The organism is Streptomyces africanus, from assembly GCF_002150735.1.
GTDB classification, from domain to species: Bacteria; Actinomycetota; Actinomycetes; order Streptomycetales; family Streptomycetaceae; genus Streptomyces; species Streptomyces africanus.
In genome coordinates this window covers 1-14405 of sequence record NZ_MUKA01000046.1, presented here as the reverse complement: position 1 = coordinate 14405, position 14405 = coordinate 1, and the positions used below count along the sequence as shown (strand labels likewise).

Here is a 14405-nt window from a genome sequence, read left to right as displayed (position 1 = left end):
ACGACCATGACCGTACGTGTAGGCGTCATCGGCGCCGGAATGATCGGCCAGGACCACATCCGGCGGCTCACCGAGGTCGTCACCGGGGCCGCCGTCACGGCCGTGACCGACATCGACGCCGAGCGCGCCGCCGAGGTGGCGGCCCGGGTGGGGGCCACCGCGCTGCCCACGGGCGCGGAGCTGATCGCCTCTCCCGACGTGGACGCCGTCCTCGTCACCTCCTGGGGACCCACCCACGCCGAGCACGTCCTGGACGCGATCGCGGCCGGCAAGCCGGTGTTCTGCGAGAAACCGCTGGCCACGACCGCCGAGGACTGTCTGCGGATCGTCGAGGCCGAGCGGGCGCACGGCCGCCGCCTGGTGCAGGTCGGCTTCATGCGCCGCTTCGACGCCGGCTACCGCCAGATGAAGGAGGTTTTGTCGACCGGCTCGCTCGGGGCCCCGCTGATCGTGCACTGCGCCCACCGCAACCCGACGGTGCCCGAGTCGTACCACTCCGCCATGGCCGCCCAGGACACGGCCGTGCACGAGATCGACGTGCTGCGCTGGCTGCTCGACGACGAGATCGTCTCCGCGCAGGTGGTCACCCCGCGTCCGACGAGCAAGCGGTTCGCGCACCTGAAGGACCCGCAGATCATGGTCTTCGAGACCGCCGAGGGCGTCCGTATCGACCTGGAGGTCTTCGTCAACTGCCAGTACGGCTACGACATCCAGTGCGAGGTCGTCGGCGAGGACGGCCTGGTCCGGCTGCCCGACCCGGCGGCCGTCGGGATCCGCACCGCGGCCCGGCACGGCACGGGTGTGCTCCAGGACTGGAAGGACCGGTTCGCGGAGGCCTTCGACACCGAGTTCCGCGAGTGGGTCGCCTCGGTGGCCGCCGGTACCGAGCCCACCGGCCCGTCCTCCTGGGACGGCTATGCCGCCACCGTCATCACCGACGCCGCCGTCCGGTCCCTGGAGACCGGCGGCGAGAGCGTCACCACCGACATGAAGCCCCGCCCCGCGTTCTACGGAGGGACCGCGTGAAGATCGCCCTCGACCCCTATATGTTCCGTGCGCTGCCGATCGACGACATGGTGCGCACGGTGGCCGAACTCGGCTACGAGTACATCGAGTTGTCGCCGCGCGCGGACTTCATGCCGTTCTTCCTGCACCCGCGTGCGGACGAGGCGCGGGTGGCGGAGCTGAAGCAGGCGCTGCGCCGGCACGGCGTGCGGCTGTCCTCGGTGCTGCCGCTGTACAAGTGGTCCTCGCCGGACGAGACCGAGCGGCAGGCGGCCGTCCGCTACTGGAAGCGGATGATCGAGATCACCGTCGAGCTCGAATGCCCGCTGATGAACTCGGAGTTCAACGGGCGCCCCGAGCGCGCCGCCGAGAGCGAGGCCGCCTTCTGGCGCTCGCTGGAGGAGCTGCTGCCGGTGTTCGAGCGCGAAGGCATCGCTCTGAACCTGGAGGCGCACCCGGACGACTTCTGCGAGGAGAACACACCCGCCGTCGATCTCGTCCGCGCGATCGACAAGCCGTGGGTGAACTACCTGTACTGCGCCCCGCACTCCTTCCACCTCTCCGGGCCTGACGAGGTCGGGGCGGACATCGCGGCGATGATGCGCTACGCCCGTGACAAGCTCCAGCACGTGCACATCGCGGACTCCTTCAACCACAAGGGCTCGTCCGGCCTGCGCTACATCCTCAACCCGCCGGGCACCCCGGCCCGTATCCACCAGCACCTGGACATCGGCCAGGGCGAGGTCGACTGGGACGCCTTCTTCGGCACGCTGCGCGAGGTGGGCTTCGACGGTGTCGCCACGTCCTGTGTCTTCGCCTGGGAGGAGCGGGCCCGGGAGTCGTCGGCGTTCATGCTGGACCGCATCCGCAAGGAGCTCGCCGCGTAGGCGGCGTCCTTGAACCTCCGGCCGGGGCCCCCACTGCGGGAGGGCCCCGGCCGGAGCCCGCGTCAGGAGCTCGTGAGGACGACGAGCTGCTGGGTCGCCCGGGTCATCGCCACATAGTGGTCGACCGCCCCTTCGATGCCCGTACCGAAGTCCTGCGGGTCGACGAGGACGACGAGGTCGAACTCCAGCCCCTTCGACAGCTCCGGGGTCAGCGAACGGACGCGGGAGGACGCCGGGCGGAACGCGGGATCGCCGATGACACAGGCGATCCCGTCGGCATGGGCGGCGAGCCAGGTGTCGAGGACCGAGCTCAGCTCCGAGACCGGCCCGTACTCGACCGGAACGCCGCCGCTGCGGATCGACGTCGGCACGTTGGCGTCCGGCAGCGCGGCCCGGATGACCGGCTCGGCCTCCGCCATGATCTCCGCCGGCGTCCGGTAGTTGATGCTCAGCGAGGCCAGGTCGACCCGGTCGAACCCGACCCGCTCCAGCCGTTCCCGCCACGACTCCGTGAACCCGTGCCGGGCCTGGGCACGGTCCCCGACGATGGTGAAGCTGCGGGACGGGCAGCGCTGCAGCAGCATCTGCCACTCCGCGTCGGTCAGTTCCTGCGCCTCGTCCACGACGATGTGCACGAACGGCCCGGCGAGCCGGTCCGGGTCGGCGGTGGGCAGGGCGCTCTCGTCGACCAGGGAGTTGCGCATGTCCTGCCCGTGCAGCATGACCAGCACGCCCTCGCCGTCGTCGTAGCTGTGCGCCTCCAGCAGGTCGTCGATGACGTCGGCCATCCGCTCGCGCTGGGCGGAGACGGCGGCCTCCCTCCGGCGCTCGCGCCGGGAGGCCTCCGGGTCGCCGAGCCGCTGCCGGGCCGCGTCCAGCAGCGGCAGGTCGGACACCGTCCAGGCCTGGGGCCGCGCGCGTTGCAGCGTGCGCACCTCGTCGCGGCTGAGCCAGGGAGCGCACATCCGAAGGTAGGCCGGCACCGACCAGAGGTCCCCGACGAGGTCGGTCGCCTCCAGGATGGGCCAGGCCCGGTTGAATGCCGTGAGCAACTCCCGGTCCTGTGCCAGCGACTTGCGCAGCAGGGCCTCCGGGACCTCGCCCTCGTGCTTGTCCACCAGGATCGTGAGCAGTTCCTCCCAGACCTGGTCGCGGGCCTCGTTGTGCGGCGTGCCGGGTTCCGCCGCCGAGAACGCCACGGCCCAGTCGGCGGCGCTCAGGCGGATGTCGGACCAGTGGGTCGTGACCGTCATGGCCTCGGTGGGCGGTTCCTCGTAGAACCGGACGGCCTTCTCGATCGCGCGCACCATGTCCGCGGACGACTTCAGCCGGGCCCCCTCCGGGTCGGTCTCTTCCCCGGCCGTGGCTCCCTCGTCGACGAGGTCCCGCAGGACGCAGGTCTGCACGCCCTCCTCGCCGAGGCTGGGCAGGACGTCGGAGACGTAGGACAGGTAGGGCCGGTGCGGGCCGACGAACAGCACGCCGCCCCGGCGGTGCTGCCCGAGGCGCGGGTCGGAGTAGAGGAGGTAGGCGGAGCGGTGCAGGGCGACGACGGTCTTGCCGGTGCCCGGGCCGCCGTCGACGACGAGGGCACCGCGCGAACCGGCGCGGATGATGGCGTCCTGGTCGGCCTGGATGGTGCCGAGCACGTCCCGCATCCGGGGCGAGCGGTTGGTGCCCAGGCTGGCGATGAAGGCGGACTGGTCGTCGAGCGCGGCGTGCCCGTCGAAGGCGTCGGCGGTGAACACCTCGTCCCAGTAGTCGCTGACCCGGCCGCCGGTCCAGCGGTACCGGCGACGGCTGGCGAGCCCCATCGGGTTGGCATGGGTGGCCCCGAAGAACGGCTCGGCCGCGGGGGATCGCCAGTCGACCAGCAGACGGCGTCCCTCACGGTCCGTGAGGCCGAGCCGTCCCACGTACACGGGCTCGGAGCCGTCGGTGGCGACCATGTGCCCGAGGCACAGGTCGAGTCCGAAGCGGCGCAGTGCGCGCAGGCGGGCGGTGAGCCGGTGGATCTCGGCGTCCCGGTCCATGGCCTGCCGCCCCTTGCCGCCGGGGGCCTTGCGCTCGGCTTCGAGACGCCCGGACAGTTCGGCGATCGACTGCTCCAGGCAGTCGGCGACGGCGGCGAAGTGCCGCTCGTCCCCGGCGATCAGCGCCGGGTCGGCTTTGTGCGAGAGGCGGTCGGGAAGGTCGAACGCGCTCGTGGTCAGGGGGGTCACGTCATGCTCCCGTTTCCGCAGGTCCTTGGCCTAGGCGGGACAGTGTGCGGGAGACATGGGGCCTTGCCGCAAGACCCCCCGTGTGTTATAGCTTGAGAGTGGCAAGGAGAGGACTCCTTGCCTTTCTTGTTGTGTCACACCGGTCCGGGTGCCGTCATCCAGCGCCACTGGGTGAACTCCTCCAGGCTGGCCGTGCCGCCGATGCGGGAGCCGTTGCCGGAGATGCCCATGCCTCCGAAGGGGGCGTTCGCGGCGTCCTTGGCGGAGACGTCGTTGATGTGGACCATGCCGGTGCGCAGTCGCTCGGCGACAGCGGTCGCCCTGGGTACGGAGCCGGAGTGCACCGCGGCCGTCAGGCCGTACGCGGTGTCGTTGGCGATCTCGACGGCCTCCGCCTCGCTGTGAAAGGGAACGACAGGGGCCACGGGACCGAAGATCTCCTCGGTGAACGCGGGCATGGCCCGGTCGACGCGGTCCAGGACGGTGGGCGGGTAGAAGAGTCCGTCGCGTCGCCCGCCCGTGAGCACTCGCGCCCCGCCGGCCACGCTCTCGTCGACGATGCGCTCGATCCTGGTGGCCAGCCGCTCGCTGATGATCGGGCCGAGGCTGACGCCCTCCACGCGGGGGTCACCGACGCGCAGGGCCCGCGCGTGCCCGATCAGGGCGTCGGTGTACGCCTCGACCAGATCGGCATGGACCAGGTGACGGCCGGCGGCGACGCACGCCTGGCCCTGGTATCCGAAGCTGCTCACGGCCCCGGCCAAGGCGGCCGCGTCCACATCGGCGTCCTCCAGCACGACGAGCGCGTTCTTGCCGCCGAGCTCCAGGACGACCCGTTTCAGCCCCTCCCCCGCCACGCGGGCCACGACGCGTCCGACCTCGGCGGAACCGGTGAACGCGACCATGGCGACATGAGGATCCGCCGCGACCGCCTGCCCGGTCTGCGCGCCGCCCGGCAGGACGTGCAGCACCCCGTCGGGCAGTCCGGCGTCCTCGAAGAGCCGCGCGACGAGGACTCCCCCGGACACCGGAGTCAGGGGGTCGGGCTTGAGCAGCACGGTGTTGCCCAGCGCCAGTGCGGGCGCCAGCGCGCGCACCGCGAACAGGAGCGGCGCGTTCCATGGGTTGATGACGCCGACGACGCCCAGGGGCACCCGCCACGCCAGACTCGTTCCACCGGGGGTCTGCGGGGCCAGGACCTCGCCCCTGGGCAGGGACGCGAGTCCCACGGCGTGCGTCAGCTGGGCGAGGGCGGCGGTGATCTCGTAGTCGCCCTTGGCGGGGACGCCGGCCGACTCGCGGACGATCCAGTCGCGGAACGTGGAGCTGTGTTCACGCAGCGCGGAGGATGCGCGCAGCAGGACCTCGACACGGTCGGACGGAGCTGCCGCAGCCCAGTCTCCGGCGGCCTCGGCGGCCCGTGCGCCGGCCCGGGCGACGTCCGCAGACGAGGCGACGCCGACCTCGGCCAGCGCATGCCCCGTGGCCGGCTCGATCACCTGGCGTGTGCCGCCCTCGGATGCGCGCCAGCCCGAGCTGTAGATCTTCCCGGACCACTCGGCCGGGTCCGGCCACCTCTTGCCGTTGCCCGTCATGGGTGCCGCCCTCCGTCCGGGGGCGGTGCCGCCGCCCTGACATGAGGACCGATACACGCCCGTCTGTCACTCTTGTTGTCTAGTGTCGTAATAGTGAAGGTGCGACGCACCTCGGGTTCAGGGCGCTCCTGGGCAGAAGGCCACCAAGGCGGGATCGAGGGCAGATGACGTCATGATCGGATCCGCGTCCGCCTCGGACGACGGCCCGAGCGCTTGGTCGCAGGAACGCGTCGACGGTGCGGCCACCGCCAGGGTCGTCGTCAATGACCTCGGAATCGTGACCGCGTGGAACGAAGGGGCGCGGCGGCTGCTCGGTTACCGTGCCGCCGAGGTGGTCGGCCGGAAGGCGGCCGTGCTTCTCGGTGACGCCGCTCCGAGCCACGCGCTGCCCTCGCTGACCGGCCTGCGCAGGTGGAGCGGGACGGCCACGCTGCTGCACCGGGACGGCCACCGCGTCACCGTCGGGCTGCTGGCCCATCACGGGGGGATCGACGGGGTCGACTGGCTGCTGGTGTCACCCGTGGCCAGGCCGGGACCGACGCCTGAGGACGATGCGTTCCTGCGGCGTAGTTTCGCCCAGGCGCCCTACGCCATGGCGCTGTACGACACCGGGCTGCGGCTGCGGTGGGCGAACGCGGACATGGAACGTGTGATGGGCCTGTCAGAGCAGGAGATGCGCGGCCTGCGGGTGACGGAGATCGTCGTCGACCCGGAGAGCGAACGGGCCGAGGAGGGCATGCGAACCGCGCTGGAGACCGGTCGTCTCCAGGAGCTCGGAGCCGCGCTGCACCTGGCCGGCCATGAGCGGGAGAGCGTGTGGTCGGTGTCCCTCGTCCCTGTGCGGGGCTCCGACGGCCGGCTCGAAGGTGTCCTGCTGTCGGCACACGACGTGACGGAGCAACACCTCGCACGGCAGCGACTGGTTCTGGTCAACGACGCCAGCCTGCGGATCGGCAGCACTCTCGACCTGCCCCGTACCGCTCAGGAACTCGCCGACGTGGCCGTCCCGCGGTTGGCGGACTTCGTCACGGTCGATCTCCTGCCGTCGATCGAGGGGGGCGAGGATCCGCCGCAGGGTTCTCCGCACGGTCCGGTGATGCTGCGCCGGGTCGCCTGTCAGTCGGTGCTGGAGGGCTGCCCCGAAGCCGTGGTGTCGCTCGGGACGGTGGCGGCCTACCCGGAGGGCTCCACCGCGGCGGAGTGCCTGACCGCCGAGCGGCCGCTCATCGAGCACATCACGCCCGCCGCCCTGGAGGATCTGGACCGGACGGCCCCGGAGCGGGCCGAACGCATGCGGCGGTACGGGTTCCACTCGGTGCTGGCGGTACCCATGCGGGCGCGTGGCCTCACCCTGGGCGTGGCCACGTTCTCCCGCCATCGCCGGCCCGAGCGCTTCCAGCAGGACGACCTGCTGCTGGCCCAGGAGATCACCGCTCGCGCCGCCGTGTGCATCGACAACGCCCGGCGGTACACCCGCGAGCGCGACACCTCCCTCACCTTGCAGAGCAGCCTGCTGCCGCGGCGTCTCCCCGAGCAGGCGGCTCTCGATGTCGCCTCCCGTTATCTGCCCGCCAGTACCCGGGCCGGTGTCGGCGGCGACTGGTTCGACGTCATTCCGCTCTCCGGCGCCCGGGTCGCTCTGGTCGTCGGTGACGTCGTGGGGCACGGCATCCAGGCCTCGGCGACCATGGGGCGGCTGCGCACCGCCGTGCGCACGCTGGCCGATGTCGACCTTCGCCCCGACGAGTTGCTGACCCACCTCGACGACCTGGTCAACCATGGTGCCGGCGGCGACACCACGGCCCCGCTCGACGGCGACATCGGCGCCACCTGTCTGTACGCCGTCTACGATCCCGTCTCGCGCCACTGCACGGTCGCCCGCGCGGGCCACCCCGGGCCGGCCCTCGTGGCACCTGACGGCACGGTCGAGTTCCTCGATGTTCCGGCGGGCCCTCCCCTCGGCCTGGGCGGCCTGCCCTTCGAGTCGACCGAGCTGGAGCTGGCCGAGGGCAGCCTCCTCGTCCTCTTCACGGACGGGCTCGTCGAGGTTCGCGGCCGTGACATCGACCAGGGGATCGCCGCCATGCGCGAGGTGCTGCGGCGACCGGCCCAGGATCTGGAGGCCATGTGCGATGCCCTGCTGCGCACCCTGCTCGGGGATCGCCCCTCCGATGACGTGGCGCTCCTCGTGGCCCGCACCCGCGCCCTCGACGCCTCGCACGTGGCGACCTGGCAGGTGCCGCCGGACCCCGCCGCGGTCGCCGAAGTGCGCAAGGCCGCTTGCCTGCAACTGTCCGACTGGGGCTTGGACGACGCCGTGATCGTCACCGAGCTGGTCGTCAGCGAGCTGGTCACCAACGCCATCCGGTACGGCCGGCCTCCGATCGAGCTCAGACTGATCTACGACCGCACCCTCATCTGTGAGGTGTCCGACGGCAGCAGTACCGCGCCCCATCTGCGCCGGGCCCATACCTTCGACGAAGGCGGACGCGGGTTGCTGCTCGTCGCTCAGCTCACCCAGGGCTGGGGATCCCGCCAGATGGCCGACGGCAAGACCATCTGGGCTGAGCAGTCACTTCCCGGCGACTGAGGTCCGCAGGGCACCTGTACTCCCCCGCGTCCGGTTCCGTATGACACGCTCTTCGGCGAGCGGGCGGCCGGGGTACGGCCGTCGGCTGTCACGGCACCGTGGAGAGGCGGCGGCATGCGCATAGGACTGCTCGGCACCGGCCCATGGGCGCAGCTGGCCCACGCACCGGCCCTCAGCGGGCACGACGGGCTCGACTTCGCCGGGGTGTGGGGGCGCCGTCCCGAGGCGGCGAAGGAGCTGGCGGAGCGGCACGGCGTCCGGGCCTACGACGACGTGGACGCGATGTTCGCCGACGTGGACGCGGTCGCCGTGGCCCTGCCTCCCGAGGTGCAGGCCCAGCTCGCCGCGCGGGCGGCGCGGGCCGGGTGTCATCTGCTGCTCGACAAGCCGCTGGCGGTCTCGGTGGAGCAGGGCCGGGCGGTGGTCGAGGCCGTCGAGGAGGCGGGGGTCGCCTCCGTCGTGTTCTTCACGACCCGTTTCCAGCCCGAGCCGGCGGCGTGGATCACCGAGCAGGCGGCGGTGCCGGGCTGGTTCACGGGGCGGGCGCAGTGGCTCGGGGCGGTGTTCAGCAGCGAGAGCCCCTTCGCGACGCCGTGGCGGCGGGAGAAGGGCGCCCTGTGGGACGTCGGGCCGCACGCCCTGTCCGTCCTGCTGCCGGTGCTCGGCGACGTGCGACGCGTGACGGCGGCGGCGTACGGCCCCGGCGACACGGTCCATGTCGTCCTCGACCACACCGGCGGCGCGTCGAGCACGCTCACCCTGAGCCTGACAGCACCGCCCGCCGCGTCCTGTGCCGCCGTGGAACTCCTCGGGGAGGCCGGGGTCGCGGTCCTGCCGGACAGCTCCGACGGAGCGGTCCCTCCGTTGATGCGGGCCGCGGACGCCCTGCGCGCCGCCGCCCGGACCGGCCGCCCGCACGCGTGCGACGCGGCGTTCGGCCTGCGGGTCACGGAGATCCTCACGGCGGCCGACGACCTGCTGAACGGCGGGGCACGTTAGCCCTGCGCCGGTTCGAAGTTGAGGCGTTCCTTGACCACCGGGAAACCGGCCTTGGTGAAGTTCGCGGCCATGGGGAAGTTGCCCTGGTCCGTGGCGGCCGCGATGAACTCGGCGCCGCGCTCGGCCAGGAAGTGGGTGCACTCGGCCAGCAGGTCGTAGGCGTAGCCGTGGCCCCGATGTTCGGGCAGGACTCCGATGAAGCCGATGCACGGGCCCGACGGATTGTGGGCCGGGATGTGGATGCCGACCGGTTCGCCCTGTGGTGTGTGCGCGACCTGCCACCACTCGCGGGGCGAGGGGCACCAGTGGAAGAAGTCGAGTTCCTCCCGGGCCGCCCGGTCGAGTCCGCCCTGCTCGATGGCCTTCAGCGCGTGGGCGTCCAGCGTGGCGGAGTGGATGCGGCGCAGCGCGTCGAAGAACACGGCGTCGTCCGGTTCGGCGCGGAACACCAGACGCCCGGGCCGCTCGGGCAGGCCGCGGTCCGGGGTCCAGCGGTACAACAGGCGTTCCACCAGGAGGTCGTAGCCGGCCTTCCGCGCGGCGGTGACACGGGTCTCGGCCGCGCTGCGCAGGGCCGGGTCGTCGCGCCAGCCCGCGGGCAGGTTCAGTTCCAGTTCCACCTGCCAGGGGGCGGAGCGCAGGAGGGCGGCGCCCGCTTCCTCCTCGCCGTCCGCCATGTCGAACCAGTTGAGGTTGACGGGCTCGGTGTCGTCGGGGCCGCCCCACCAGGCGCCGCGGGCCACGACCCTGCCGTCGCGCAGGGCCACCCGCTTCCAGTCGGGACGGTGCCGGGTCAGCCGGTGGGCCTCACGGGCGCCCAGCGGATCGGGCAGGGCGTCGAAGAGATCGGCGTCGGTCGCGTCGAGCGCGCGGATGACCGCATCGGTCACGCAATTCCTCCGGGATACGTGGTGGGCGAGGCACCGTCCAACGCGCTTTCCGACGCGCCCTCAAGTGGCCCTCGAGAGCCAGCCAAGCGATCAATGATGTCCCCGAGTGGCGGCTTCAGCAAGGGATTTCGGGATGATCGCCGACCTCGCACGCCGAGCCGCCCCCTCGGAGCGCGGACGCCTGGTGGATCTGGCGTGCGGCACCGGCCAACTCGCCCACGTCAGCTCCCGCGTGACTGCCGGGACATGCGTGGGTCAACACGCTCAGGCGCTGCCCGGGACAACGCCGGCAGAGCCTGCCAGCCGGGCTTTCCAGATCTCCTCGCTGGGCCATCGCCGGGCCCAGTCGGCGGAGACTTCCGTGTAGTCCCGCGCAGTCCGGGGTGCCTGGACCTCGATCAGGTCTTCAACGACGAAGCCGCAGTCCCGCAACAGACGGAGCATCTCACCGTGCGGCAGGACGAACTCCACGGGCGGTACACACAGGTCGCACCACAGCTGTCCTCGTAGGGCACTTTCTCGGCATCGCCCAGGACAAGAGGGACACCTGCGACTCAGGGGTGGCCCACAATGCCCAGGACGGTTCCGCCTGCGCCCAGTGATCACGGGCGAGCGGCCCGTGCCACGCGGCCGCCTCGTCATCCCAGAAGCGCCGGTTCCGCTCCACATGGTCCGCCGGGCCGTCATGAGTCATGGAGGCAAATTTCCTCCTGTGTGGTCAGAGCAGCAGCCGGCGCGGGCCCGGAGTGCGGTGCCGGGTGGGGCGTAGCAGCGTGGTGGTGTGAGTGGTGCACGCGCCCGGCTGCCGCGCCGGGACAGGGGCCGTGGCCGGGATCGGGACCTGGACCGGGACATCGGCCCGGACCGGCGGGGCTGGCTGCGCGGCGCACCCCCGCCGGTCTGGGCGCGGCTGCTGCCGTCCGTACTGCTGGCGGGCGTCTGCGCGGCTGAGCTGATCAGTCCGGAGCCGCTCGACATCGGCTTCCTGCTGGGTGCGATCCCGCCGCTGGCCGTGCTGGCGCACGGGCCGATCGTGACGGCCGTGCTCGGCGCGCTGGCGGTGGCCGTGCTGACGGTTCCCTTCTTCCATCTGAACGACCCGGGCAGCACCGATCTGCTGACCGTGTGCTTCGTCGCGGTGCTGAGCGTGCTGCTGTCGTACGTGCGCGGCAGGCGTGACGCGCAACTGGTGACCGAGCGGGCCGTCGCCGAGGCGGCGCAGCGGGCCGTGGTGCCGCCGCTGCCGGAGCGGGTCGGGCCGGTGCGGTGCGCGGGGCTGTACCGGGCCGCGCAGAGCGGGACGCTGGTCGGGGGTGACTTCTTCGACGTACGCGCGGGCCCCTACGGCGTACGGGCGGTCATGGGCGATGTGCAGGGGCACGGGCTGTCCGCGGTGGCGACGGTCGCTTCCCTGCTGGGGGCGTTCCGGGAGGCGGTGCTGGACCAGCCGGATCCGGAGGCGGTGGCGGCCCGGCTCGACCGGAGACTGGTGGTGGACTCCGCGGGCGAGCCGCATGCCGAGCTGTTCGCGACGGCGGTGCTCTTGGACTTCTCCGCCGACGCGCGGGTGGTGCGGATCGTGGCGTGCGGGCAGTCCGGGCCGTTGCTGCTGCGGGAGGGGCGGGTCGTCGAGCTGGACGTCGAGCCGTGCACGCCGCTGGGGCTGGGCCTCGCCGAGGCCACTGGACCGAAGGTCGTCTCGGTGCGGCTGCGGGCCGGTGACCGGCTGTTCCTCGCGTCCGACGGTGTCACCGAGGCCAGGGACGCGGGCGGGGTCTTCTATCCCCTCGCCGAGCGGCTGCCGGGCTTCGCCGACAGGGATCCGGCGGCCCTGGCGGAGCGGGTGTGGGCCGACCTCGTCCGGTACTGCCCGGATGTGCGGGACGACGTCACGATGCTCGTGCTCGCGCCCCGTCCGCGGGGCGGCCCCTGACGGCGGCCGGCGGGGCTCGCGCCGCATGGTCGGCGGGGTTCCGGTGCCCGGGGGCGGGGCTCTCCGGATGCACGCCGGGCTCTCGCGGTGAATGGTGATAGCGGACCCGTTTTTCAGCACCGGGGCCGCACCAGCGATCCGGACCCTAGGAGCAGAGAACATGTCGACTTCACAGCCCGCCGCGTCCCGGCCGCCCGAGGACCGCACCACCCCGGACCGTCTGCTCCACGCCCGCACCGGCACCGACGTGTCGCCGGAGGACCTCGTCCTGGCCTCGGGCAAGGACCTCACCCCGCACACCCTGGAATGGGCCAGGCGCAAGCTGGCGGCGGAGGGCCCGGCCGCGCTGGAGAAGCTGCTGCCGTAGCCCCCGGCAGAGCGTCACGCCCTGTCGTCGTCCTCCGGCAGGGCGCTGTCGTCCTCCACGACGTGGACCGCCGCCTCCTCCGCGCCGGCCGCACCCCCGTCGATGCCGATGTCCGTGGCGACGGTCTCCTTCGTCGTGTCGGGGTGGGCGCCCTCGTCCGGGGCGACCAGGCGGCCCGCACGGGCGGTGCCCGCCTCGGGGTCGACCGGCTCGCCGTCGCTGTCGGGGGTGTCCCCCACGCCGTCCCCGACGGGCTCGGCGGACACGTCGGGGACCTCCTGGGCGAGCCGGTCGTCGAGCGTCTCGCCCTCGTGCTGCTCGGCGGCGGTGGTGCCGCGCTTGGTGACGCCGAGCGGCTTCTCCGGCGGGGAGTAGCCCTCGTCGAGGGTGTCGTCGTAGGTCCGTTCGTCGACGGCGTCCTGGAGGTCCAGAGGCGCGGCGTCCTCCTGCTCCTCGTTGCTCCCGGTGGGCTGGTACGCGTCGTCCGCCATCGGCTCGGGGCGCATCGGTTCCGTGCCCATCACTTCTGCCTCCCTGTCGCGCTGCGTCGACTCGTGCGTCTCGTTCGTCTGTCTCATGTGCCCGTTCCGCGTTTCCCGTTACGCGGGCTCTAACCTTCCCGCCCCGGCCGGGCCGGGCCGGCCGTCCACTTCTCCTCGAGGCGTCCCAGCCTCCACACCAGCAGCGCGACGACCCACGTGGCGACGAACAGCGCTACGACGACGTACCCGAGGACGTTGAGGTCGAGGCCGGAGATCCAGTCCCAGAAGGGGCCGTGCAGGCCGAGCCGCGTCACGAGCAGACCGAGGAGTTCGACGGTCCCGATGAGCAGGGCCACGGCGACGGACAGGCCGGTGATCGTGAGGTTGTAGTAGACCTTGCGGACCGGCTCGGAGAAGGCCCAGCCGTAGGCGAAGTTCATGAACGAGCCGTCGACGGTGTCGAGGAGGCACATCCCGGCGGCGAACAGGACGGGCAGGCACAGGATCGCGTACCAGGGCAGACCGGACGCGGCGCCGGAGCCGGCCAGGACGAGCAGGGCGATCTCGGTGGCGGTGTCGAAGCCGAGGCCGAACAGGAGGCCCAGCGGGTACATCTGCCCGGGCTTGGTGACCGACTGCATGACACGGCCCAGGAGCCGGTTCATGAAGCCGCGGTTGTTCAGTTGTTCCTCCAGGGCTGCCTCGTCGTAGTGGCCCGAGCGCATCCGGCGGAAGAGCTTCCAGATGCCGGCGAGGACGACGAGGTTGACGGCCGCGATGAGGTAGAGGAACGTCCCGGAGACGGTCGTGCCGATCAGGCCGGTGACGTCGTGCAGCGAGGAGCCGCCGTCGCGGACCGGCCCGGCCAGGGTCTTCACGCCGAGGGTGAGCAGGAAGGCCAGGACGAAGACGACGCTGGAGTGACCGAGGGAGAACCAGAAGCCGACGGACAGCGGCCGCTGCCCCTCGCCCATGAGTGTGCGGGTGGTGTTGTCGATGGCGGCGATGTGGTCGGCGTCGAAGGCGTGCCGCATGCCGAGCGTGTACGCGGTGACGCCGATGCCGACGCCGAAGGTCTGCGTGCCGATGGCGTGGTGCTCGGGGGCGACGATCACGACGAGGGTGAACCAGCCGATCACGTGCAGGGCCACGATGACGGCGGCCATCCCCCCGACCCTGGTCCACTCCTGCCGCGTCATGGAGGTGCGGACGCGGTGCCGGGCCGTGCGCTGGTCCGCAGCCGGGGCGGGGAGGGGCGGAGTGGACTCAGGGGCGGCCGTCATCGGGGGGGAGGTCTTTCTGTCGGACGGACGGCTGCGGGAAACAGCGTCGCGCCATCCTCCAGTACCTGCAATCCATGTGCAGTAAAGCCCTCGACAGGTCTTGTCCATGGATCCGAAAACTCCACGGAGCCGGGCGCCCCCGGCCGGGTGTC

Annotated in this window: 11 protein-coding genes; 6 read left to right on the top strand and 5 right to left on the bottom strand. The window is 72.1% G+C overall.

Features of this window, described 5'->3' with window-relative positions; genetic code table 11:
• Nucleotides 1-6: 6 nt before the first annotated feature.
• Nucleotides 7-1026, top strand: a complete 1020-nt coding sequence (locus CCL05_RS07090) for a Gfo/Idh/MocA family protein (RefSeq protein WP_086559624.1) — start codon at nt 7-9, stop codon at nt 1024-1026.
• A complete protein-coding gene (locus CCL05_RS07085; RefSeq protein ID WP_086559623.1) occupies nt 1023-1892 on the top strand; it encodes a sugar phosphate isomerase/epimerase family protein in 870 nt (289 codons plus the stop codon). Before CCL05_RS07090 ends, CCL05_RS07085 begins: the two co-directional genes overlap by 4 nt.
• A 62-nt stretch (nt 1893-1954) precedes the next feature.
• On the opposite strand, the gene helR is transcribed toward CCL05_RS07085, so the two are convergent.
• Both helR and CCL05_RS07075 read right to left on the bottom strand, forming a co-directional pair.
• Nucleotides 1955-4114, bottom strand: coding sequence for an RNA polymerase recycling motor ATPase HelR (helR, locus tag CCL05_RS07080; RefSeq protein ID WP_086559622.1), 2160 nt, complete (start codon nt 4112-4114; stop codon nt 1955-1957).
• A 134-nt stretch (nt 4115-4248) separates the two neighbouring features.
• Nucleotides 4249-5709 (bottom strand): aldehyde dehydrogenase family protein, encoded by a 1461-nt coding sequence (locus CCL05_RS07075; protein ID WP_086559621.1) that lies wholly within the window; start codon nt 5707-5709, stop codon nt 4249-4251.
• Nucleotides 5710-5881: 172 nt separating this feature from the next.
• On the opposite strand from CCL05_RS07075, the gene CCL05_RS07070 reads away from it, so the two are divergent.
• The gene (locus tag CCL05_RS07070) at nt 5882-8299 is read left to right on the top strand and encodes a SpoIIE family protein phosphatase (RefSeq protein WP_086559620.1); all 2418 of its coding nucleotides are present in this window, start codon (nt 5882-5884) and stop codon (nt 8297-8299) included.
• 114 nt (nt 8300-8413) lie between these two features.
• Nucleotides 8414-9298 carry a Gfo/Idh/MocA family protein gene (locus tag CCL05_RS07065; RefSeq protein WP_086559619.1) on the top strand — a complete coding sequence of 295 codons (885 nt, stop codon included), beginning with the start codon at nt 8414-8416 and terminating at the stop codon, nt 9296-9298.
• Here the strand turns inward: CCL05_RS07065 and CCL05_RS07060 are convergent.
• On the bottom strand, nt 9295-10188 hold the full coding sequence (locus CCL05_RS07060) for a GNAT family N-acetyltransferase (RefSeq protein WP_086559618.1): 894 nt from the start codon (nt 10186-10188) through the stop codon (nt 9295-9297). The genes CCL05_RS07065 and CCL05_RS07060 overlap by 4 nt on opposite strands.
• Nucleotides 10189-11029: 841 nt before the next feature.
• Between CCL05_RS07060 and CCL05_RS07050 the strand changes: the two genes are divergently transcribed.
• Both CCL05_RS07050 and CCL05_RS07045 read left to right on the top strand, forming a co-directional pair.
• Complete coding sequence (locus CCL05_RS07050; protein WP_086559645.1) at nt 11030-12121, top strand: PP2C family protein-serine/threonine phosphatase; 1092 nt, start codon at nt 11030-11032, stop codon at nt 12119-12121.
• A 160-nt stretch (nt 12122-12281) separates the two neighbouring features.
• A complete protein-coding gene (locus CCL05_RS07045; protein ID WP_086559617.1) occupies nt 12282-12488 on the top strand; it encodes a hypothetical protein in 207 nt (68 codons plus the stop codon).
• A 14-nt stretch (nt 12489-12502) separates the two neighbouring features.
• On the opposite strand, the gene CCL05_RS07040 is transcribed toward CCL05_RS07045, so the two are convergent.
• Both CCL05_RS07040 and nicT read right to left on the bottom strand, forming a co-directional pair.
• On the bottom strand, nt 12503-12994 hold the full coding sequence (locus tag CCL05_RS07040; RefSeq protein ID WP_086559644.1) for a DUF5709 domain-containing protein: 492 nt from the start codon (nt 12992-12994) through the stop codon (nt 12503-12505).
• A gap of 104 nt (nt 12995-13098) precedes the next feature.
• The gene (nicT, locus tag CCL05_RS07035; protein ID WP_086559616.1) at nt 13099-14253 is read right to left on the bottom strand and encodes a Nickel transporter NicT; all 1155 of its coding nucleotides are present in this window, start codon (nt 14251-14253) and stop codon (nt 13099-13101) included.
• Nucleotides 14254-14405: the final 152 nt, after the last annotated feature.

What these genes read in the sequence shown, in the direction of transcription:
- CCL05_RS07045 (WP_086559617.1), top strand. Translation starts at nt 12,282, where the DNA reads ATGTCGACTTCACAGCCCGCCGCGTCCCGGCCGCCCGAGGACCGCACC.
- CCL05_RS07075 (WP_086559621.1), bottom strand. Translation starts at nt 5,709, where the DNA reads ATGACGGGCAACGGCAAGAGGTGGCCGGACCCGGCCGAGTGGTCCGGG.
- nicT (WP_086559616.1), bottom strand. Translation starts at nt 14,253, where the DNA reads ATGACGGCCGCCCCTGAGTCCACTCCGCCCCTCCCCGCCCCGGCTGCG.
- CCL05_RS07065 (WP_086559619.1), top strand. Translation starts at nt 8,414, where the DNA reads ATGCGCATAGGACTGCTCGGCACCGGCCCATGGGCGCAGCTGGCCCAC.
- CCL05_RS07070 (WP_086559620.1), top strand. Translation starts at nt 5,882, where the DNA reads ATGATCGGATCCGCGTCCGCCTCGGACGACGGCCCGAGCGCTTGGTCG.
- CCL05_RS07090 (WP_086559624.1), top strand. Translation starts at nt 7, where the DNA reads ATGACCGTACGTGTAGGCGTCATCGGCGCCGGAATGATCGGCCAGGAC.
- CCL05_RS07040 (WP_086559644.1), bottom strand. Translation starts at nt 12,994, where the DNA reads ATGCGCCCCGAGCCGATGGCGGACGACGCGTACCAGCCCACCGGGAGC.